Annotated in this window: 21 protein-coding genes and 2 tRNA genes; 10 read left to right on the forward strand and 13 right to left on the reverse strand. The window is 34.6% G+C overall.

The features are described from left to right. The first annotated feature begins 67 nt into the window (after window positions 1–67). On the forward strand, window positions 68–250 hold the full coding sequence (locus tag LPC20_RS00945; protein ID WP_229325602.1) for a hypothetical protein: 183 nt from the start codon (window positions 68–70) through the stop codon (window positions 248–250). A 105-nt stretch (window positions 251–355) separates the two neighbouring features. Here the strand turns inward: LPC20_RS00945 and LPC20_RS00950 are convergent, their stop codons facing one another. The 4 genes from LPC20_RS00950 to mutS form a co-directional block, all read right to left on the reverse strand. Next, window positions 356–703, reverse strand: a complete 348-nt coding sequence (locus tag LPC20_RS00950) for a DUF1508 domain-containing protein (protein WP_229325604.1) — start codon at window positions 701–703, stop codon at window positions 356–358. Between the two features lie 81 nt (window positions 704–784). Beyond that, a tRNA-Leu gene (locus LPC20_RS00955) sits at window positions 785–870 on the reverse strand. A 12-nt stretch (window positions 871–882) separates the two neighbouring features. Beyond that, window positions 883–958: transfer RNA gene (locus LPC20_RS00960), tRNA-Gly, on the reverse strand. A 145-nt stretch (window positions 959–1,103) separates the two neighbouring features. Next, on the reverse strand, window positions 1,104–3,710 hold the full coding sequence (gene mutS / locus LPC20_RS00965) for a DNA mismatch repair protein MutS (protein ID WP_229327163.1): 2,607 nt from the start codon (window positions 3,708–3,710) through the stop codon (window positions 1,104–1,106). Between the two features lie 161 nt (window positions 3,711–3,871). Between mutS and LPC20_RS00970 the strand changes: the two genes are divergently transcribed. From LPC20_RS00970 to LPC20_RS00980, 3 genes are all read left to right on the forward strand, one after another. Next, window positions 3,872–4,300, forward strand: a complete 429-nt coding sequence (locus tag LPC20_RS00970; protein ID WP_229325606.1) for a DUF1573 domain-containing protein — start codon at window positions 3,872–3,874, stop codon at window positions 4,298–4,300. Between the two features lie 67 nt (window positions 4,301–4,367). After that, entirely contained in the window at window positions 4,368–4,904 is a 537-nt protein-coding gene (locus tag LPC20_RS00975; RefSeq protein WP_229325608.1) for an RNA methyltransferase, read from the forward strand. Between the two features lie 36 nt (window positions 4,905–4,940). Next, complete coding sequence (locus tag LPC20_RS00980) at window positions 4,941–7,073, forward strand: T9SS type B sorting domain-containing protein (protein WP_229325610.1); 2,133 nt, start codon at window positions 4,941–4,943, stop codon at window positions 7,071–7,073. 2 nt (window positions 7,074–7,075) lie between these two features. Here LPC20_RS00980 and folK read toward each other — a convergent pair whose 3' ends face one another. Beyond that, entirely contained in the window at window positions 7,076–8,215 is a 1,140-nt protein-coding gene (gene folK / locus LPC20_RS00985; protein ID WP_229325613.1) for a 2-amino-4-hydroxy-6-hydroxymethyldihydropteridine diphosphokinase, read from the reverse strand. A 124-nt stretch (window positions 8,216–8,339) separates the two neighbouring features. Between folK and sppA the strand changes: the two genes are divergently transcribed. Beyond that, window positions 8,340–10,100: a signal peptide peptidase SppA gene (sppA, locus tag LPC20_RS00990; RefSeq protein ID WP_229325615.1), complete on the forward strand. Its 1,761-nt coding sequence runs from the start codon at window positions 8,340–8,342 to the stop codon at window positions 10,098–10,100. Window positions 10,101–10,144: 44 nt separating this feature from the next. Here the strand turns inward: sppA and LPC20_RS00995 are convergent, their stop codons facing one another. Next, window positions 10,145–10,939 (reverse strand): DUF2797 domain-containing protein, encoded by a 795-nt coding sequence (locus tag LPC20_RS00995; RefSeq protein ID WP_229325617.1) that lies wholly within the window; start codon window positions 10,937–10,939, stop codon window positions 10,145–10,147. Between the two features lie 198 nt (window positions 10,940–11,137). Between LPC20_RS00995 and LPC20_RS01000 the strand changes: the two genes are divergently transcribed. Beyond that, window positions 11,138–12,649, forward strand: coding sequence for a GH3 auxin-responsive promoter family protein (locus LPC20_RS01000; protein WP_229325619.1), 1,512 nt, complete (start codon window positions 11,138–11,140; stop codon window positions 12,647–12,649). Window positions 12,650–12,708: 59 nt separating this feature from the next. On the opposite strand, the gene serB is transcribed toward LPC20_RS01000, so the two are convergent. The 7 genes from serB to LPC20_RS01035 all read right to left on the reverse strand — a co-directional run bounded on the left by serB (window position 12,709) and on the right by LPC20_RS01035 (window position 19,631). Continuing rightward, window positions 12,709–13,944, reverse strand: a complete 1,236-nt coding sequence (gene serB / locus LPC20_RS01005; RefSeq protein ID WP_229325621.1) for a phosphoserine phosphatase SerB — start codon at window positions 13,942–13,944, stop codon at window positions 12,709–12,711. A 156-nt stretch (window positions 13,945–14,100) separates the two neighbouring features. After that, window positions 14,101–15,333 carry an ATP-dependent Clp protease ATP-binding subunit ClpX gene (clpX, locus tag LPC20_RS01010; protein WP_229325623.1) on the reverse strand — a complete coding sequence of 411 codons (1,233 nt, stop codon included), beginning with the start codon at window positions 15,331–15,333 and terminating at the stop codon, window positions 14,101–14,103. 97 nt (window positions 15,334–15,430) lie between these two features. Next, complete coding sequence (gene clpP / locus LPC20_RS01015) at window positions 15,431–16,102, reverse strand: ATP-dependent Clp endopeptidase proteolytic subunit ClpP (RefSeq protein ID WP_229325625.1); 672 nt, start codon at window positions 16,100–16,102, stop codon at window positions 15,431–15,433. 122 nt (window positions 16,103–16,224) lie between these two features. Then, window positions 16,225–17,550: a trigger factor gene (locus LPC20_RS01020; RefSeq protein WP_229325626.1), complete on the reverse strand. Its 1,326-nt coding sequence runs from the start codon at window positions 17,548–17,550 to the stop codon at window positions 16,225–16,227. Window positions 17,551–17,664: 114 nt separating this feature from the next. Beyond that, window positions 17,665–18,009, reverse strand: a complete 345-nt coding sequence (locus tag LPC20_RS01025) for a phage holin family protein (protein ID WP_229325628.1) — start codon at window positions 18,007–18,009, stop codon at window positions 17,665–17,667. 9 nt (window positions 18,010–18,018) lie between these two features. Continuing rightward, window positions 18,019–18,780: an alpha/beta fold hydrolase gene (locus tag LPC20_RS01030; protein ID WP_229325630.1), complete on the reverse strand. Its 762-nt coding sequence runs from the start codon at window positions 18,778–18,780 to the stop codon at window positions 18,019–18,021. Between the two features lie 137 nt (window positions 18,781–18,917). Further along, complete coding sequence (locus LPC20_RS01035; RefSeq protein WP_229325632.1) at window positions 18,918–19,631, reverse strand: pyridoxine 5'-phosphate synthase; 714 nt, start codon at window positions 19,629–19,631, stop codon at window positions 18,918–18,920. 114 nt (window positions 19,632–19,745) lie between these two features. On the opposite strand from LPC20_RS01035, the gene LPC20_RS01040 reads away from it, so the two are divergent. From LPC20_RS01040 to LPC20_RS01055, 4 genes are all read left to right on the forward strand, one after another. After that, the gene (locus LPC20_RS01040) at window positions 19,746–20,405 is read left to right on the forward strand and encodes a CBS domain-containing protein (RefSeq protein ID WP_229325634.1); all 660 of its coding nucleotides are present in this window, start codon (window positions 19,746–19,748) and stop codon (window positions 20,403–20,405) included. Window positions 20,406–20,428: 23 nt separating this feature from the next. Next, window positions 20,429–21,313 (forward strand): NAD kinase, encoded by an 885-nt coding sequence (locus tag LPC20_RS01045; RefSeq protein WP_229325636.1) that lies wholly within the window; start codon window positions 20,429–20,431, stop codon window positions 21,311–21,313. 126 nt (window positions 21,314–21,439) lie between these two features. Beyond that, a complete protein-coding gene (gene porG, locus LPC20_RS01050) occupies window positions 21,440–22,126 on the forward strand; it encodes a type IX secretion system protein PorG (RefSeq protein WP_229325637.1) in 687 nt (228 codons plus the stop codon). A 2-nt stretch (window positions 22,127–22,128) separates the two neighbouring features. After that, window positions 22,129–22,869: an isoprenyl transferase gene (locus tag LPC20_RS01055; protein ID WP_229325639.1), complete on the forward strand. Its 741-nt coding sequence runs from the start codon at window positions 22,129–22,131 to the stop codon at window positions 22,867–22,869. Window positions 22,870–22,876: the final 7 nt, after the last annotated feature.

Raw genomic sequence — 22,876 nt, forward strand, 5'->3', positions numbered from 1 at the left:
ATTTTACATATTAAAAATTTTATATCTTTGCCACGAATTAATAATTAACCTTTTATAATAAATTAAGATGAAAAAAGTATTTTTAAGTTTAGCTGTTGTTGCTGTTTTAACTGTTGTATCTTGTAAAAAAGCTGAAGCTCCTGCTGAAGAAGTAGCTGCTGATACTACTGCTGTTGCTGTTGACACTGCTGCTGTTGATACTGCTGCTGTTGATACTGCTGCTGTTGATACTGCTGCTGCTGCAAAGTAATTAATTACTACAGAGAAAAAAATAAGCCGTACACTTGGTGTAACGGCTTTTTTTATTTTATAGCTATATCTTAATTGACAACTCCTTTAACATTGTTATTTATTTTTAATCTGAAAAAATAACATCATTAGCTGAAAAATCAAGCACTTCTGAGGTTGATGCATATTTGACTATTTCATTGATTCCTTTTTCCAATCTAAGTTCCGTAGTATACTTTCTACTTGTTGCAAAGTGAACACCCTCTAACAATACTTTAAAGTAATACCTTCCATTAGTTGATCTGAATTTCAAGAAAGTTGCCAAATCAGTATTAGCTTTAAATTTTTCTATCGCTTCTTCTCCTTCAAATTTAAGTTCAAAACTCAAACTTGTAAAAATTGTTTTGCCCTTTCTAGAAGCAAATACAAACTTGTATTCGTCGTTAAATCGCTTCGTAATTACAAAAGTCCCCATATTCTTGATCGCACTAACAATTAGCGCTCATTTATTATATTTATAAAACAAAAAAAGCCTCTTCAATTGAAGAGGCTTTAGTACTCAGAGCGGGACTTGAACCCGCACGAACATTGCTGTTCACTGGATTTTAAGTCCAGCGTGTCTACCAATTTCACCATCCGAGCATTGTATGGTTTTGGAGCGAAAAACGGGGCTCGAACCCGCGACCTCGACCTTGGCAAGGTCGCGCTCTACCAACTGAGCTATTTTCGCATTTTCAATTCTATAAAAGAATCACGATACTTGTTCTGTATTGCGGATGCAAATTTAATACATTAATTCAATTACACAAGCCTTTTCAATAAAAAAATAGCCCGACAAAGGTAATCTTCTGATAACGTAAACTTTAAAATCAAAACTATTTTTTGCTTAGCATTCTTTTTATTTCATTCAGCTTCATCAAAGCTTCCATTGGTGTGATGGTATTGATATCTAAATTCAGAATTTCATCTTTAATTTCTTCCAAAAGCGGGTCGTCTAGATTGAAGAAACTCATTTGCATTTCATCTTTAACTTCCTTGATACCATTGAGCGCATCACTGGAATGATTTTTTTCTAATTTTTTCAATAGCTTTTGCGCTTTCAAAATTACAATCTGTGGCATTCCGGCCATTTTAGCTACGTGAATTCCAAAACTATGAGCACTTCCTCCTTTAACTAACTTTCTAACAAAAAGAACGTTATCTTTTAATTCTTTGACTGCTACATTGTAATTCTGAATCCTCGGTAACGATTCACTCATTTCATTTAATTCGTGATAATGAGTTGCAAAAAGCGTTTTTGGCTGTGCCGGATGCTCGTGTAAGAACTCAGCAATAGCCCAAGCAATCGATATTCCATCATAAGTACTTGTTCCTCTTCCAATCTCGTCTAAAAGCACCAAACTTCGGTCGGAGATATTATTCAAAATAGAAGCCGTTTCATTCATTTCGACCATAAATGTCGACTCGCCCATCGAAATATTATCACTTGCACCTACTCTAGTAAAAATTTTGTCTACAATTCCCATTCGAACACTCTCTGCAGGAACAAAACTTCCCATTTGCGCCAAGAGTACAATTAAAGCAGTTTGTCGCAAAATAGCTGATTTACCAGACATATTGGGACCAGTAATCATAATCAGTTGCTGCGTTTCTCTATCCAAGAACACATCATTAGAAATATAGGGCGTTCCAACAGGCAATTGCTTTTCAATTACAGGATGTCTTCCTTCTTTGATTTCCAATTCAAAGCTTTCATCAATTTCAGGGCAAACGTATTTATTTTCAATGGCCAATTGGGTAAATGAACACAAACAATCCAGTTGTGCTATCAAATTGGCATTCATCTGAACCGGTTTGATATACGTACCAATCCATTGGACCAATTGTTCAAATAATTCCGATTCTATTTTATGTATTTTCTCTTCAGCACCTAAAATCTTCGTTTCATATTCTTTTAATTCCTCGGTAATATAGCGTTCTGCGTTTACCAAAGTTTGTTTGCGAATCCATTCTTCAGGAACTTTATCTTTGTGCGTATTTCTCACTTCAATATAATACCCAAAAACATTGTTGAAGGAAATTTTTAAAGACGAAATTCCTGTTCTTTCCGATTCTCTTTTTTCAATTCCTTCCAAGAACTCTTTCCCTGAAGTAGAAATGGCACGCAATTCGTCTAATTCGGCATTCACACCTACAGCAATTGCATTTCCTTTGGCAATAGCCACAGGCGCTTCTTGGTTTAAGGTGGTTTTAATTTTTTCGCGCAATAAATCACAACTGTGTAAACTATCGCCAATCACTTTTACTGCTTCTTGTGGACTTTGTAAAGCCAAGGTTTTAATTGGCAGTATTGCGTCCAAAGATTCTTTTAAATATACAACTTCACGTGGCGATACTTTTCCGGCGGCTATTTTCGAAATCAATCGTTCCAAATCGGAAATTTGTTTGATTTGCGATTGTATCTTTTTTAATATTTCTTGATTGTCTTTCAAATAGGCCACTACTTGGTGACGACTTTGAATTTTAACAGCATCTTTTAATGGCAAAGCCAACCAACGTTTGAGCAAACGACCACCCATTGGCGAAAGCGTTCTGTCTATAACATCTAGCAAAGTAACCGCATTGTGATTATAACTATGATACAATTCTAGATTGCGAATAGTAAAACGGTCCATCCAAACGTAAGCATCCTCTGCAATACGTTGAATAGAAGTAATATGTTGTACTCTATTGTGTTGAGTTTCGGATAAATAATACAATATAGCTCCTGCAGCAATGACACCTTCTTTCAATTCTTCAATTCCAAAACCTTTTAAAGAAACCGTTTGGAAATGCTTTGTTAAAGTCTCAAATGCATAATCTTCTTTGTACAACCAATCTTCTAAATAAAAACTATGGTAATCTTCTCCAAAAGCAGCTTTGAAATCGTTTTTGCTATTCTTTGGAACTAGAACTTCACTAGGACTAAAATTTTGAAGTAATTTGTCAATATATTCCGCATTCCCTTGAGCAGTCAAAAATTCGCCAGTAGAGACATCTAAAAACGAAATTCCGATTGATTTATTTAAAAAATAAACGGAAGCTAAAAAATTATTAACTTTAGCTTGTAGTACCTCATCATTCATAGAAACTCCAGGCGTAACTAACTCTGTCACCCCACGTTTTACGATGGTTTTGGTCATTTTAGGATCTTCGAGTTGATCACAAATAGCTACACGTAAACCCGCTTTTACTAATTTAGGCAAATAGGTGTTTAAAGAGTGATGAGGAAATCCTGCCAAGGCAGTTTCGGTTTCGGACCCCGCTCCTCTCTTTGTCAAAACAATTCCTAATATCTTAGAAGCTCTTACTGCATCTTCACCAAAGGTTTCATAAAAATCTCCTACACGAAACAACAAACAAGCATCAGGGTATTTTGCCTTGATTTCATTGTATTGTTTCATTAACGGAGTTTCCTTTGCTACTTTTTCTTTTGCTGCCAAATCAGATGTATTAATCAATTCTTAATCTGTCAGCGAATTTATAGATTTTATAGCGAATAAAGAACAGTTCTTAGACATAAACCTATTTTTAGTTGAAATTGCACGGCTGTTTTCGAAAATTTATATAAATTTGTATTTCAAAATTTAAATCTTAAATCGTTATGAAAAAAATACTTGTTTTAGCCCTATTAGTTCTAGGAACAGTGGCTACCAACGCACAAGAAACATCTAAAAAAGGAAAAGCTGCAACTGCAAAAGTAACTGGAGCAGGAATGGTTTTTGCTAATGAAGTGATTGATTACGGTACAATTACTCAAAACGCAGAAGGTAAACGTGAATTTGTATTTACAAATAATGGAACTACTCCATTAGTGATTACAAATGCACAAGGTTCTTGTGGGTGTACTGTACCTTCAACTCCAAAAGAACCAATTGCTCCAGGAGCAAAAGGAACTATTGGTGTAAAATACGATACAACCAGAGTAGGTCCATTTACAAAAACAGTAACAATTTCGTCAAATGCAGCTGGTCAGCCAACTAAAGTTTTGACTATTAAAGGAAATGTGGTTGCTGCAACAGCAAAAAGCTAATTTTGTTTACAATACATTCAAAAGCTTCCTACTTTTACGGAAGCTTTTTTTTTACATTTAATTTGCTATGAGAAAATTAGAAAACAGCGAACTCGACAGAAAATCCATTGATGATTTCAAAGCTTCTGAAAAAACACCTTTGATTTTAGTTTTAGATGACATTCGCAGTTTACATAATATTGGATCAGTGTTTAGAACCGCTGATGCTTTTTTGATTGAAAAAATCTATTTGTGCGGAATTACAGCCACTCCACCCAATAAAGAAATTCACAAGACCGCACTTGGGGCTACAGAGACTGTAGTATGGGAACAGGCTGAAAATGTTTTGGAAGTAATTCAAAAACTGAAAGCAGAAAAAATTCAGACTTACGCTATTGAGCAAGTAGAAAGCGCCATTTTTCTTCAAAATTTTGAAGTAGAACAAAATCAAAAATATGCATTGGTATTCGGTAATGAAGTTTTTGGTGTCGCTCAAGAGGCGGTAGCACTTTGTGATGGCGCTATTGAAATTCCGCAATTAGGAACTAAGCACTCACTCAATATTTCAGTAAGTGCCGGAATTGTAGTTTGGGATTTGTTTAAGAAGTTACATTTCACCAAATAAATCCTACTAATCAACCGAAAATACTATATTTATAGCATGAAGAAAAGAAAAACCATACCGCTCTTCTTGCTAATTATAACAATAGTTGGAATTCAATTGGGATATTCATCACATCTCACTTTAGATCCACCTACAAAAAAAACAGTAACAACTACAGCCCCTTCAATTACGGCAACTGGAGATTTAACTTATTGTCCTCTTTCAGAAACCAAAATAGTTTCTACAGTTACAATAACACATGATCCATCGGATTTAACCACTGAAGCTATTTACATCCAGATTGCTTCAGGATATGTTATTGGAGATGACCAACTTTTGTTAACAAATAAAGCTTCACATCCATCTATTGAAGCTTTTTGGAATGCTTTAGAAGGAAAGTTAAAACTATCAAGTCCCACAACAGGCACTCAAGTCAATTATTCAGATTTTGAAGAAGCGATTAGAGATGTTATGTATTACAATTCCAATCCTTCTCCATCTGGAACTCGAAATTTCTCTATTTCTTTGGGGAATGGTCAAGCAAATTATCTTCCCCGAAATGGACATTATTATGAATATGTCCCTAATTTAGGGATTACTTGGACAAACGCAAAAGCAGCTGCAGCTTTAAAAACATTTTATGGGCTTCAAGGCTATTTAGCCACTTTAACTGCTGCCGACGAAGCGCAATTAGCAGGCAAGCAAGCTCCTGGAACAGGATGGATTGGTGGAACAGATGAAGAAACTGAAGGAGTTTGGAAATGGGTAACTGGACCTGAAGCAGGAACAATTTTTTGGAATGGGACTGCCAATGGCAATTCTCCAAATTTTGCTTTTTGGAATTCTAATGAGCCCAATCAATCTGGTGATGAAGATTATGCACACATAACAGCTCCAGGAGTAGGTATTCCCGGTTCGTGGAATGATTTATCAAATACTGGTGCAACAAGTGGTAATTACCAACCCAAAGGATATATTGTGGAGTATGGCGGCATGCCGGGAGAACCCAATTTACAATTATCCGCAAGTACTACTTTAACCATAGCGAAAATATTGACTACAACAGCTGCATCAAGATGTGATGCAGGTTCAATTACATTAAACGCAACCGCTTCAATTGGATCAATTTATTGGTATGATGTTGCATCAGGCGGAACTAGTATTGGTTCTGGAAATAATTTTACAACCCCAATTTTATCAAGTACAAAAAACTATTATGCCGAAGTTTCAGGTTGTACAAGTACTAGAACGGTAATTGCTGCTACCATAAATACTACTCCAACTATTAGCACAATTAAACCAATAGTTCCTAGATGCGGAACAGGCACCCTTATTTTAGAAGCCACGCCAAGTATTGGTAATGTAAACTGGTTCTATGAGGCTAATGGCGGAACTTCAATTTCATCAGGTACAACTTTTACAACGCCATCACTGTCAACCAATACTTTTTTCTATGCTGAAGCGAATAATAATGGCTGTATAAGTCCTAACCGAATTGCAATTAGCACTATTATCAATCCTGTGCCTGAAGTAACGGATGAAAATTTAATTCTTTGTCAAAATAGCAATCTTACACTAAATGCGACAATCAATGGAATGACTTATCTATGGTCAACCTCTGAAACGACAAAAACTATAAACATAAGCTCTTCAGGGAACTACGAGGTGGCCATCACGAATTCGTACTTATGTACAAGCACAAAAAAAATTATAGTCATTGAGCATAAAATTCCAGAAATAATGTCTGTTAAAGTAGAGGAAACCAATGTTGAAATCATTCCTAAAAACCAACAATCCTATTTTGAATATTCTATTGATGGCATCAATTTTCAAATTTCGCCATTATTCTTAAATACACCTGGAGGGTTACAAACTGCATCAATTAGAGAAGTTAACAACTGTGGGATTGACACAAAAGAATTTGTAATCCTACTTGCACCACCCTTTTTTACTCCTAACAACGACAGCTATAATGATTTTTGGATAGTAAAAGGAATGTCATTTTATCCTAATGCCGAACTTCGCATATTTGATCGCTATGGTAAATTACTGAAAGAGTTACACCCCAATAGTTTGGGATGGGATGGCACTTTTAATGGGCAGCAACTTCCCGCATCTGATTATTGGTATGTATTTAAAAGTGATTCCAATTCACCCGAAAAAAGAGGTCATTTTACATTAAAAAGATAGTCCTATTTTGATTCAATCTTATTTTGAATTTCACTTAATATGAAAAGATAATCTTCATGATTTTTAACAAAATCTCGGTCTGAAACATCGATAATTAGAATATTCAAATCAGGTTGTGATTTAATGTAATCCAAATAACCTGTATTAATTTTGTCAAGGTAGTCCGCTTCGATTTCCTGTTCGTAACTTCTACCCCGTTTTTTTATATTTTGCAACAAACGCTCTGAATTTTGATACAAATACACATACAAATCTGGCTTTGGCATTTCTTTATAAATGATATGAAACAGATTACTGTACAATCGGTATTCATCTTCAGCCAAGGTAATTTTAGCAAAAATCAACGATTTAAAAATATGGTAATCAGCAACAACAAAGTCTTTAAATAAATCAAATTGGGACAAGTCATCTGACAATTGTTTGTACCTATCGGCTAAAAATGACATTTCTAACGGAAAGGCGTAGCGATTTTGGTCTTTGTAAAACTTAGGCAAAAAAGGATTGTCTGCAAAACGTTCCAAGACAGATTTTGCATTAAAATCTTCAGCAATTTTTGTTGCCAAAGTCGTTTTCCCAGCGCCAATATTTCCTTCAAAAGCTACATAATTAAAATGTTCTAAGGCGATACTCTGCAACGGACTTGCTATACTTTTAACGGCAATACAATCACTTTTATCATCTGTAGCGAATAATAACTCGGCTACCGTTTGATTTAAGATGGGATGAATCCATTCTAAATTCAAATCGAGCATCGGTTTTAACACAAAAATTCGTTCTTGCATTAATGGATGAGGGACTTTCAACTGAGCCGTTTTAATAATTTCATTATCAAACGCAATAATGTCTATGTCAATACTACGTGATTGATATCCTGAATTTTCATTTCGAACACGCCCCATCTGACTTTCAATTGCTAGGACTTTATTCAAAATAATGTCGGCCGAATCGTAGGTATGCACAACAACTGCAATATTGTAAAAAGGATCGCTTTCAAATCCCCAAGAAGGCGATTCGTATACTTTCGAAACTTTAACAACAGTAGCAACTTGATGATGAATCAATTGCAAACAACTTTCGATGTTTTCAAAACGATTCCCATAATTTGATCCAATAGATAAAACGACTTGATGCTGTGATTTCATAACAGCTGCAAATTAACTAAAAGAATATTATATTTGTGTGAGGTGTTCATAACTAAATTTCAATAAAAAAATTAAGTGATGTAACATTTTAATCCCAAATACTACTTATAAAAAAAAGATTGTTATGAAATTTTTAGGAAATGTACTAGCTACTATTGTTGGAATTTTTGTTTTCACCTTATTATTCTTTTTCGGAATACTATTTATTGGTGCTGTTTTTGGCGGCGATGAACAAAGTGTCGAAGTAAAAGAGAATTCAGTAATTGAATTGAATTTATCACAAATCCAATACGATTATGCCGGAAAGTTTTCAGATCCTTGGGTGACTGCCTTTTCTAATGAAACACAAATTGGCTTGACCGATGTTATTGCTGCCATTAAGGCTGCAAAAAACGATGAAAACATTAAAGGAATCTCTATTTTGAACAACTATTCTTCACTTGGAATGGCTCAAAGCAAAGCAGTTAGAGATGCTTTAGAAGACTTCAAAAAATCAGGAAAGTTTGTGATGGCTTATGCCAATTCGTACTCCCAACAAGATTATTACTTAAACTCTGTAGCCAATACTATTTATCTCAATCCAGTAGGCGAAATGGAGTTCAAAGGTATGTCTTCAGATGTCTTATTCTTTAAAGATTTTCAAGAAAAAACAGGCGTTAAAATGGAGGTGATTCGTCACGGAAAATACAAAAGTGCCGTAGAGCCTTTCCTTGAAAATAAAATGAGTGATGCCAATAGAGAACAAATTACGGCTTTATTGAATTCCATTTGGAATTCAGTAGTGGTAGACATTGCCAAAAGCAGAAATGTATCTGTACAAAAACTCAATGAAATAGCAAACGGTCTTTTAGCTCGGACACCCGAAATGGCAAAAGCGCAAAAATTAGTAGATATAATTGCCTATGAAGATGTGTACCACAATGCTATTAAAAAATTATTAAAAGTAGATTCAAAGGAAGATTATGAATCGGTTTCCATATTAGATTACACACAAAATTTCATCACAACATCCATTCCAACTGACACATCGGATGAAATTGCCATTATCTATGCACAAGGTGATATTGAAAGTGGCGAAGGCGATGTTAATGTCATTGGCGAAGGATCTATGCGACGCTCAATAATTGAGGCTCGTGATAATGAAGATGTGAAAGCTATTGTGCTCAGAATTGATAGCCCTGGTGGAAGTGCGTTAACGTCTGATTTAATTTGGAGAGAAATTGAATTGGCTAAAAAAGTAAAACCTGTAGTAGTTTCGATGGGTAATTATGCTGCTTCGGGCGGATATTATATAGCGTGTAACGCTTCCAAAATTTTTGCAGAAAATAATACAATTACAGGATCTATTGGTGTCTTTGGAATTTTACCCAACTTTAGCGGTTTAAGCACTAAAATGGGGATTTATTCCGAACAAGTGAATACACATCAAAATGCTGGAAACTATAATCCTTTTTCACCAATCGATGAAAAATTCAAAGCCGTAACATTAGAAGGAGTAGAGAAAGTGTACTCCACATTCGTATCGCACGTAGCCAAAGGAAGAAAAATGACTTTTGCACAAGTCGATGCCATTGCACAAGGAAGAGTATGGACGGGATCTGAGGCTTTGAAATTAGGCTTAGTTGACAAAATTGGTGGTTTAGATGACGCTATAGCAGAAGCAGCGCGCTTGTCTAAAACCAAAAATTACAGTACCAAAAATTATCCCGAATTTGAAAAGGATTTTGATGAGTTTTTAGAAAACTTCCCTTTTGCAAGAACCAGAGAACGTTTTATAAAAGAGGAAATTGGCGAAGAAAATTACCGAATGATAGAGCAAATAAAACGAGCTCAAAACTACAAAGGAATTCAGGCCCGAATGCCATTTGAAATTAATATTCAATAAATAAAAAACAGCTTCTAATCTTTTAAATTTTAGAAGCTGTTTTTTTAAATCTCAATTTTTACAATATAGCCTTCTGAACTGCGAATATTAAAGACTATTCCGCCTTCAAAAAGTAAATATTGCCCTTTGATTCCAATTAATTTTCCTTGAAAATTAGGCGTTTTATCCAAACTTAAACTTGTTACTTTACTAGGATATTCTATAACAGGATAGTGCATTTCATACAAATCATTTTTCTGATTGTAAAAATACTCCTGAACTTCGGTTGGAATTAATTGTTCAACTTTCAGCCGTTCTGCAATTAAATCAACAGGTTCTATGGCATTAGTAAGCATTTTTCGCCAATTCGTTTTATCAGCATAATGATTTTTCAAAGCGACTTCTGTTATTCCTGCTAAATAACGATTGGGTACCTCAACAATCGAGATGGCTTGATTGGCTCCTTGGTCAATCCATCGTGTAGGCATTTGTGTCTTTCGGGTAACGCCAACTTTCACTTCGCTTGACAAAGCCAAATACACAATATGCGGTTGCAATTGAACTTTTTCTTCATACGCTAAATCACGATCAGCAATTCCAAGATGTGCAGTACTCAATTCGGGCTTCATGATCCAATCTCCCACAGCAGGACTGGAATAAAAACAATCATAACAAAATCCTTGTCGGAATATTTTTTTCTTCTTACCACAATTCAAACATTGAAAACCCACAAAATTAATCTGCATTGGTTTACCCAATAATTGATTGACATTCAAAAAGCTATCTTCAAAAACAAGATAATATTGAATTGGCTCTCCAAATTCAGTTTGCATTTTAGTTAAAACCCCTTCGTATGTCATATGATTTGAAATTTCAGATTAACGATTTATGAATTCAGATTTGAAATATAACTTTTTTTATTACAACTCATCTCAATCGGATTTTGATAAGAATCTATTTTTTATGAAAAAAAACACTATTTTTGATATTGATGCAAAGTTAGTATTTGTCCATCTATAACCAAATCTAGAATCAGCATTATAAAATTATAAATCGCTATGCCCATTCCAATAATCAATTCCATTGCCTCTTGGGTTCTAAAGCAACGGATTCACCAAATCGAGCTTTTCTTGAAGTACCCTAATGAGGTGCAAGAGGAATTACTGATGAATTTGATTCGGCGAGCAGAAAATACAGTAATTGGAGCCCAATACGATTTTAGTTCCATAACATCCTATACCACATTTTCAGAACGAGTTCCTGTTTCTAGTTATGAAGATTTACAACCTTTAATTGAACGCACACGCCAAGGTGAACAAAATGTTTTTTGGGATGCCTCAATTAAATGGTTTGCCAAATCAAGTGGTACTACCAATGCTAAAAGTAAATTTATTCCTGTTAGTAATGATGCTTTAGAAGATTGTCATTACAAAGGAAGTAAAGATTTATTGTGTTTGTATTTGAATAACAATGAAGATTCTGAACTGTTTTTGGGAAAAAGCCTTCGCTTAGGCGGAAGCTCTCAGATATACGAAGATAAAGAAACGCTGTTTGGTGACTTATCAGCTATTCTGATTGAAAATATGCCTATTTGGGCCGAATTTAGCAGTACGCCAAGTAATAAAATTTCGTTGATGAGCGAATGGGAAACCAAACTTACTGCTATTATCAACGAAACCAAAAATGAAAATGTTACCAGCTTTGCAGGAGTTCCTTCTTGGATGTTGGTTTTAATGAACCGAATGCTCGAAGAAACTGGAAAAGGCAATTTATTGGAAGTGTGGCCAAACTTAGAAGTTTATTTTCACGGAGGAGTAAGTTTTGAACCTTACCGCGAACAATATCAAAAACTACTGCCAAAATCTGATTTTAAGTACTACGAAATCTACAATGCCTCAGAAGGTTTCTTTGCTATACAAGATTTGAATGATTCAAGTGATTTACTATTAATGCTTGATTACGGGATTTTCTATGAGTTCATTCCAATGGATACTTTTGGAACTCCCAATCAAAAAATAATCCGTTTGGCTGATGTAGAATTATTTAAAAACTATGCTATCGTAATTACTACTAATTCTGGATTATGGCGCTATTTAATTGGCGATACTGTTCGATTTACTTCCTTAAATCCGTATCGAATACGTGTTTCGGGCAGAACCAAGCATCATATCAACGTTTTTGGCGAAGAACTAATGGTAGAAAACACTGATCAGGCTATCGCCAAAGCTTGTCAACTTACCCAAACAGAAGTGGTAGATTATACCGTAGCTCCAATATTTATGGAGGGTAAAGAAAAAGGCGCTCACGAATGGATGATTGAGTTCAAACAGAATCCGAAAGACATAAATCAATTTCAAACCGTTTTGGACGATACCTTACAAAGTCTCAACTCCGATTATGAAGCCAAAAGGTACAATAATATGACTTTAAATCCTTTGATTATTAATTTAGCTCGACCACATCTATTTTATGATTGGCTTAAAGAGCGAGATAAGCTAGGTGGCCAACACAAAATTCCTAGATTATCCAATCAACGAGAGTATTTGGAGCAGTTGAAAGAATTACAGTAAAGTATAAATAAAAAAGCCCAACTAGTGTTGGGCTTTTATAATTTTAATCAATAGAATTTTTATTCCTCCATCATATCGATATGCCTATCGTGATAGCCTAAAAGGTATAAAACCCCATCCAATCCTAAACTAGAAATTGAACTCGCTGCATTTTCTTTTACCGTAGGCTTGGCGTGGAAAGCAATCCCTAAACCTGCTAAATTTAGCATTGGCAAATCATTGGCACCATCACCCACTGCAATCGTTTGGTTAATGTGAATTCCTTCTTTTTCAGCAATGGCTTGTAAGTATTCGGCTTTCTTTTGACCGTCAACAATTTCACCCAAGTATTTACCCGTTAATTTTCCATCTTTGATTTCCAATTGATTCGCATGAACATAATCAATTCCTAACTCTTTTTGCAAATACTCTCCAAAATAAGTAAACCCTCCTGATAAAATAGCGGTTTTATAACCGTAGTATTTTAAGGCTCGCATCAATCGATGTGCCCCTTTGGTTATAGGTAGATTGATAGCTACATTATGTAATACTTCTTCACTCAAACCTTCTAACAAAGCCATGCGCTTTTTGAAGCTTTCTTTAAAGTCAATTTCGCCATTCATTGCTGATTCGGTAATTGCACGTACTTGCTCTCCTACTCCTGCTAGATCAGCCAACTCATCAATTACTTCGGTTTGAATTAGAGTCGAATCCATATCAAAACAAACCAAACGGCGGTTTCTGCGGTACATATTGTCTTCTTGGAACGAAATATCGACATTTAAAGTTCGGGAAATTTCCATAAAACTTGCTGTCATTGCTGTTTTATCCTCAATGATACCTGTTACCGATAATTGGACACAGGAACGCGGATATTCTTCTTTGTCCACTACTGAAGTTCTTCCAGTTAATCGAATAATCGAATCAATGTTCAAATGTTGATTGGACATGATTTTTGTAACCGCTGCCAATTGAGCAGCTGTTAACTCTTCTCCTAAAATATTGATACTATAACGTTGCTTGATTTGCGCTTTTACCCAATTTTCGTAATCAGGAATAGAAATTGGTATAAACTTAACTTTGATTCCTAATTCATAGCCTTTAAACAACAAATCTTTCAGTACAGGTCCTGAAGAAGACCCCGATTTTATTTGGAATAAAATTCCTAAAGACAGCGTATCGTGAATGTCCGCCTGACCAATATCCAAAATAACGGCATCATAATTAGCTAGTATAGAAGTTAAACCCGCTGTTACTCCAGGTTTATCTTGACCCGAAACTTTCAGCAAAATAATCTCTTTGTCTTCTATGGTCATTTGTAGTGTTGTTAGTTAGAAAGGCAAAAATCGACATTCTATCGCTGATAAAAAAGAATAATGTTGTTTTTTTATAAGCTAGAAAAGGGTCACAATTCGACATAAAAAAACCTGCTTCAATACAGTAGCAGGTTTTATTTTTATTGTAACCAAAAATTAAGAAGCTATTTCCAAACGCTTCAATAAATTTTTATTCAAGGTTTCTTTAGCATAATCAACATCAATCGCTAATTTTTTATCCTCAGAGCTTGGTAATTCATACATAGCATCGGTTAAAATGGCCTCGCATAACGAACGTAATCCACGAGCGCCTAATTTGTATTCCAAAGCCTTTTCAACAATAAAGTCTAATGCATCATCCGTAATCGTAAATTCCACCTCATCCATCAAAAACAGTTTTGCATATTGCTTTATTAAAGCATTTTTAGGCTGTGTTAAAATAGCTCGTAAAGTTTCCTTATCCAAAGGATCCATATGCGTTAATACAGGTAAACGACCAATAATCTCAGGAATCAACCCAAAATCTTTGATATCTTTTGGAATGATGTATTGCAACAAATTGTCTTTGTCAATATTGTCCACATTTTTCGAAGTACTATACCCCACTGCTTGACGGTTCAAACGTTTCGAAATGATACGTTCTACACCATCAAAAGCACCTCCTGCAATAAACAGAATATTTTGGGTATTCACCTCAACAAATTTTTGATCCGGATGTTTACGACCTCCTTTTGGCGGCACATTAACAACAGTTCCTTCCAATAATTTCAATAAAGCTTGTTGTACTCCTTCTCCTGAAACATCACGAGTGATAGATGGATTATCGCTTTTACGAGCAATTTTATCAATCTCGTCAATAAATACAATGCCTCTTTCGGCTTTAGCCACATCATAATCCGCTGCTTGAAGCAAGCGCGTTAAAATACTTTCTACATCTTCTCCCACATAACCTGCTTCCGTAAGCACTGTGGCATCAACAATTGCCAAAGGAACGTCCAACATTTTAGCGATAGTTTTAGCTACCAATGTTTTTCCTGTTCCGGTTTGACCTACCATAATGATATTGCTTTTTTCAATCTCTACCTCATCGTCTAATTGCTGTTGCATCAAACGTTTGTAGTGATTGTAAACCGCAACCGACATTACTTTTTTGGTTTGGTCTTGACCAATAACATACTGATCTAGAAAAGCCCTGATTTCTTTTGGCTTTTTAAGAATTAAATCTCCAACCAGTTTTGAGCTTCCACCCGATTTTAATTCTTCTAAAACAATTCCGTTCGCCTGTTCAATACACTTATCACAAATATGTGCATCAATACCTGCAATCAATAAATTGGTTTCTGGCTTTTTTCTACCACAAAAAGAACATTCTAATACTTGTTTTGCCATCTATTTTAAAAGCCCCTCCCAACCCTCCCCAAAAGGGAGGGAGAAAGAAACTATATTTTTAAGTTAATTATTAGTTCCCCCTTTGGGGGTTAGGGGGCTATCTTACTAAAACTTCATCAATCATTCCGTACTCTTTTGCTTCTTGAGCAATCATCCAATAGTCGCGTTCGCTATCAGCATGCACTTTATCAAAAGTTTGTCCAGAATGGTGTGAAATAATATTATACAATTCGTCTTTCAATTTCAACATTTCGCGCAAGTTGATTTCCATATCAGTTGCAACACCTTGAGCGCCGCCTGAAGGTTGGTGAATCATTACTCTAGAGTGTGGTAATGCTGAACGTTTTCCTGGTGCTCCTGCACATAACAACACAGCTCCCATAGAAGCAGCCATTCCTGTACAAATCGTAGCTACATCAGGTTTGATGTATTGCATAGTGTCATAAATTCCTAATCCAGCGTATACACTACCTCCTGGAGAATTCAAATAAATCTGAATGTCTTTAGAAGCATCCGCACTTTCTAAGAATAACAATTGTGCTTGTACAATATTAGCAATTTGATCATCAATTCCTGTTCCTAAAAAGATGATTCTATCCATCATTAATCTTGAAAATACATCCAATTGAGAAATATTCAATTGACGTTCTTCAATAATATAGGGAGTCATATTTTTTGGCGTCATTGCCCCTACGATTTTATCGTAATACATGGCGTTTACTCCTTGGTGCTTTGTAGCAAATTTTCTAAATTCTTTACCGTAGTTCATTTTTTTAAGTTTAAAAAGTTTAAAAGTTTAAAGTTGCTCAACTTGAACCTCAGCTTTAAACAAAATAAAGAGCGTCAAAAGAAAATTCAATTGACGCTCAAATATACTCAATTTTTTAGAAATTATTCTCCGTATGATGCAGCAATAAATTCTTCGTAAGTTACTTCTTTTGTAGTTGGGTTTGCTTTTTCTTTGAATACTTCCAATAATTTAGCTGCCACAACTTGATCAGATAAACGTTTTACTTCTTCTTGGTTCGATAAAACTCTAGCTACAATTCCTTGAACTTCTTCGTCAGTTGGATTTGTTTGTCCAAATTGAGCCATTTGCTGTCTAATGGCATTAGAAGTGAATGATTTCAAATCTTCAAAAGTAATTTGAATATTACTTTGAGCCAAAGCTCTACCTTCGATCAATTGAAAACGCAACCCTTTTTCAGAACGAATATATTCTGCTTCCGCTTCTTCTGCATTTAATTTTTTCTCTCCAACAGTTTGCAACCACTTTTTCAAGAATTCAGCTGGCAAATCGAATTTGGTATTTTCAATTAAAAACTCCGTTACATCACCTAATAATTTTTGATCTGCTTGTTGCGCAAATTGGTTTTCAGCATCTTCTTTGATTTTTGCTTTCAATTCGTCCAAAGTAGCTACGCTTCCCTCTCCGAATAATTTATCAAACAATTCTTGATTCAATTCAGCTAATTCAGTTGAATTGATTGACTCAATAGTAAAGTCAACGTCTACTGCTAAAGAATGCACCTCATCGTGTCCTACTTTTAGGTAGTCCATTAATTGGTGATCGTCTTCAAATAAACCTTTTGTGTTTACAGTAACTACATCACCTACTTTTTTCCCGATGAATTTTTTAGCTGTCTTTTTATCTTTAAAAACATCTAAAGCCAAAACGGTTTTATTGTTGATTCCTTTTTCTTCATTCGAAAAAGTTCCTGTTACATCACAACCTTCAGCAACAACTTCTTGAAGAATCGCTTTCCCAAATTGTTTTTGGATACGAGCTACTTGACCGTCAATTAATTTGTCATCAGCTTTAACGACATACTTGATGATATTGTTTTTTGCTTCTAAGTCCAATTCGAAATTAGGTACTAAACCAATTTCGTATTCGAATACCAATTCTTCAGCATCCCAATCCAACTCTTCATTTTCTTTGGCTAATGGAGTACCTAAAAGGTTCAATCTTTCTGATTGAATGAAACGCTCTAAAGCCAAATCAACTACTTTTTTAACTTCCTCTTTTTTAATGGCTTTTCCGTATTGTTTTTCTACAAGATCTTTAGGCACTTGTCCTTTTCTAAATCCTTTTACGGTAGCCAAAGGCATTTTTTCATTGATTCTTTTTGCTACTTGACCTTTGTAATCCATATGAACCACAGTCATGACAATCGTTTCATTTACAGCATCTATAGCTACTCTTTTGATATCCATCTTGTTCTTTAATTTACATAATAAAATTGGGTTGCAAAATTATAAAAATTTTACAACCCAAACAAGTTTTAATTTAAGCAATACATTAGGCTAAAACTACCCTAGTATTTCATATTATTTGGAACCTCCTGTAATTTTGTACATAATCGATTGTGAAAGGGATAAGATGATGCTAAATAAGGTAGCTGTCCAGAACGAGTCTACATGAAATCCGCCTACAATCTTAGTACACACCAAGATCAATATTCCATTAATCACAATTAAAAATAAACCCAACGTAAAAATGGTAAAGGGTAGTGTAAAAAACACTAAAACGGGTTTAATAAAAGCATTTAATAATCCTAAAACGATTGCAACCGTTAGTGCAGTTAACACACCATCTACGCGAACACCTTTCATAAAATAAGACAAAACCATCACTAAAATGGCAGTCACCAATATTCTAATAAATAACTTCATAACTATATATTAATTTAAATAGGACAAACTCAATTGATAAAACAAGACAGGATTTTCGGCATGAAGCCAATGACCTGCGTTTGGAATAGTTTCAAAACTAGCCTTTGGAAATTGAACTTTAATAGCTTCAAAATCTTCATCCAAAATATAATTCGAATTACCTCCACGAATAAAAAGTGTTGGCTTTTCAAAAACTAAATCCGAGGGCAAAGAAACTCCAATTTCGGTGATTTTTTTATTGAAAACAGCTAAATTAAATCGGAACGCTAATTGACCTGGCTCCTGCCAATATAAATTTTTAAGCAAAAATTGGCGAGTCCCAAAATCAGGAATATAGTTCGAAAGTGTAGCTTCTACTTCATTACGACTTGGTTTCTGAGAAAAATCAACAGCGTTCAAACCCGCTAAAATATCCTGATGGTGTGGCGCATAATATTTAGGACCAATATCGGCAACAATTAATTTATCGACCAATTCCGGGTAACGCGTTGCTAGGAGCATCGCTGTTTTTCCGCCCATTGAATGACCAATTACATTAATTTTCTCCAACTGATGTTCTTCAGAATACTGCACAATATCTTGCACCATTAACTCATAACTGAATTCTTCGGACTGAAAACTACGTCCGTGGTTGCGCAAATCCAAAATATGGACTTCAAATCCTTCAGAGGCAAATTGCACTCCTAACGTTTTCCAATTGTCAGACATTCCTAAAAATCCGTGAAGAATTAAAAGTGGCTTGCCTGAACCTTCTATTTTTGAATATAACATTTTTGATATTTTAATAATTATTCCACAAAGATTCACAAAGTAATCTCAAAGTTGCACTAAGGATTCTAAAACTAAAACTTTGAGTTTCTCTGTGAAATCTTAGCGCATATTTGTGTTACAAATCTAGGTAACGAAGATTATTTCAGTTTGTTCAAATACATATTAACCACATTTTCCAAACCCAAATACAACGCTTCAGAAATCAATGCGTGACCAATGGAAACTTCTAATAAACCTGGAATGTTTTGTTTAAAAAATTGAATATTATCCAAACTCAAATCGTGTCCAGCATTAATTCCTAATCCCAATTCATTAGCCAAAACCGAAGCTGCTACATAAGGCTCAATTCCTTTTTCGTTGCCTAAACCATATTGATGTGCAAAGGCCTCTGTGTACAACTCGATTCGGTCAGTACCTGTTTTTTTTGCTCCTTCAATCATTTCGAGAACAGGATCCACAAAAATAGAAGTTCGAATTCCGTTGCGTTGAAATTCTTGAATCATCTCGGTCAGGTAGGCTTGATTTTTTACCGTATCCCAACCTGCCGAAGACGTAATTGCTCCGATGGCATCTGGAACTAAAGTCACTTGTTCTGGTTGGCATTCTAAAACCAAATCAATGAAATTATGTTGCGGATTGCCCTCTATATTGTATTCTGTGTAAACGATAGACTTCAAATCGCGTGCATCTTGATAACGGATGTGACGCTCGTCTGGACGAGGATGAATCGTGATGCCTTGCGCGCCAAATTTTTGAATATCAGTTGCAACTTTTAATAGATCCGGTACATTTCCGCCTCGGGCATTTCGTAAAGTTGCTATTTTATTGATATTTACACTTAACTTTGTCATAATTATTGAATTGATTTTAGAAAAACTATTTTTCGGATACAAAAATACAAAGTTAAATGTAGGTGATTTTGCCTTTTTTTGATTATTTTGCGTTAACTATTGAGTATTGACTTTATGACAACAATTACAGATTACATCAATAACGACTTCAGGGCTATGGACAGCGAAGAAACTATTCTAGCTGCCCAAGATTTTTTTATGGATGTATCTTTTTCTCATTTCCCTGTTTTAGAAGACGGAATTTACTTAGGAAGCATCGTTGCTGAAGACATAGAAACATTTGATACTGATAAAAAAATAAGCAATTACAAATATACATTGGAGCCATTTTTTGTTCGTTCTTCGATGAATTGGCTGGATGTTCTAGAAGTTTTCGGAAAAAATCATACAGACATTGTTCCTGTTTTGGATGAAAACAACCATTACTTAGGTTATTACGAACTTACCGATAGTATGCGTTTTTTAAATGAAACCCCATTTATTAAAGAAGCAGGAGGTATTATCATTGTAAAAAAAGCACTAGTTGATTATTCAATGAGCCAAGTCTCTCAAATAGTTGAAAGTAATAATGGTAAATTATTAGGGTTATTTGTATCCAAGTCCGATAATGATACAATTGAAATTACAATTAAGGTAACTTTAGGAGTTATGAATGATATTATTCAAACCTTTAGACGCTACAATTATGAAATTATTTCGGAGCATAATGATGATAATTACATTAATACGCTAAAAGAGCGCTCGGATTATTTAGATAAATATTTGAATATTTAACTTTGCATTAGAACTACAAAAAAATGAAAATAGCAATATACGGACAATATTATCTTAATAGCACCGAACCTATTATTAAAGACATTTTTGTTTTTTTCAAAAAGAACAATACTGAATTGATTATTGAAGCAGCTTTTTTAGAAATGCTTTACGAGAAAAACCTAATTCACGAGACCTACCACACATTTTCATCGCATACGGAATTGGATAGTAGTTTTGACTTGCTAATAAGTATTGGTGGCGACGGAACCATTTTAAGAGCCGCTACTTTAGTTCGGAATTCAGGCATTCCTATTTTAGGAATAAATGCTGGTCGTTTAGGCTTTTTAGCTTCGGTTCAAAAAGACAATATTGATTCTTTTTTGCAATTTGTAATGGATAAAAAATACAGTATTTCAAAACGAACGCTACTAAGTTTGGATTGTTCTCCTGAAAACGATGCCATTAAAGAAATCAATTTTGCAATGAATGAAATCACGGTGAGTAGAAAAGATACTACCTCGATGATCACTATAGAAACCTATTTAGATGGAGAATTTTTAAACTCCTATTGGGCGGACGGATTAATTATCTCCACACCTACAGGGTCTACAGGATATTCTATGAGTTGCGGCGGACCTATTTTAACTCCCAATGTAAAAAGTTTAGTAATTGCGCCAATAGCACCTCACAATTTAAATGCCAGACCACTTGTTATCCCAGATGATACCGAAGTTAAATTACGCGTTTCGGGTCGTGAAGAAAATTATTTAGTTTCATTAGATTCTAGAGTCACTACCATTGCAAATGAATCTATTTTAATAATTAAGAAAACGCCATTCCAAATCAATATGGTAGAAATTCAGGAAGAAACATTTCTGAAAACCTTACGCAACAAACTACTTTGGGGAGAAGACAAAAGAAATTAAAATTAGGTCAATACGAATCCTTCATTTTTAGCGTTTAAAATAAGAACTTTAGCTAAGACGAATAACAAATCATATCTTTAAATGACTTGTTTCTGATTTAATTATATTTGCCTGCAATTTAAAATAATGAATAAATTTCTATTTCTTTTTACAATTTTACTTTACAGTTCTAATAGTCATTCTCAAATTAATGAAGTTGGACTATTTGTTGGCGGCAGTAATTTTGTTGGAGATGTAGGCTCTACCACATACATACATCCTGAAAGTCCTGCCATAGGGTTCATTTACAAATGGAACAAAACACCGCGACATTCTTGGAGATTTTCTTACACTCAGTCCAATATAGTTTCAAAAGATGCAAATTCTAATGACAATAGTAGAAAAGCAAGAGGTTATGAATTTGATACTACAATTAAAGAAATAGGTGGCGGAATTGAATTTAACTTTTTCGATTTTGACATCAATAATCCATTGGAAAGAAAGCTAACTCCATACGTATTTACAGGCATTAACATGGGCTTTTATAACGGTACTTTGAGACCTAAATCGAAGCCTAATGTGGATATAAATGAAAAAAGTGTAGTATTGCCCATAATTTTAGGTGTAAAATCCAATTTAACTTCTAATTTTGTGGTCGGTTTTGAAATTGGCGCGCGTTATGCGTTTACGGATGCAATTGATGGAAGTTTTCGTGAGAATACAACAATTTCAGTGCCTAATTTCGGAAATTTAAACAACAATGATTGGTATGTGTTTTCGGGTTTAACCTTAACCTATACCTTTGGTCAAAAACCCTGTTTTTGCGCAGAATAAATATGAGTACAGTTAATTTAATTGATAAAAATAATCTTCCAAAACATCTCGCCATAATTATGGATGGCAATGGTCGTTGGGCTAAAAAACATGGGCTATTTAGAACATTAGGTCATGAAAGCGGAACTAAATCTGTTAAAAAAATTATTGAAGCCTGTGCAACCCTTGGAATTGAAAATTTAACACTTTACGCATTTTCTACCGAAAATTGGAACAGGCCTAAAATTGAAGTTGAGGCTTTAATGAAAGTATTAGTTAATTCATTGATTAAAGAATTACCTACACTTGAAAAAAATAATATTAAATTGAATGCCATAGGTAATCTTGAAAAATTACCTGTAAAAGCTCAGAAAGAATTACAAGATGTAATCAATAAAACGGCTGGAAACACTAAATTAGTTTTAACACTTGCATTAAGTTACGGCTCAAGAGAGGAACTAGTAAATGCAGTGAAAAATATAAGTGATAAAGTTAAAAATAATATAATTTCAGTTGACAAAATAGACGATTCAGTTATAAATGAGCATCTTTACACACAAAACCTCCCAGATGTAGACTTGTTAATCAGAACAAGTGGGGAACATCGGATAAGTAATTTTCTTCTTTGGCAAATTGCTTATGCTGAATTATATTTCACAGATATTTTATGGCCCGATTTCAAAGAAAGTGATTTATACGAGGCGATACTAAGTTATCAAAAAAGAGAGAGAAGATTTGGAAAAACAAGCGAACAAATTAAATAATTTTTTA

It is taken from the genome of Flavobacterium ammonificans, from assembly GCF_020886115.1.
GTDB lineage: Bacteria > Bacteroidota > Bacteroidia > Flavobacteriales > Flavobacteriaceae > Flavobacterium > Flavobacterium ammonificans.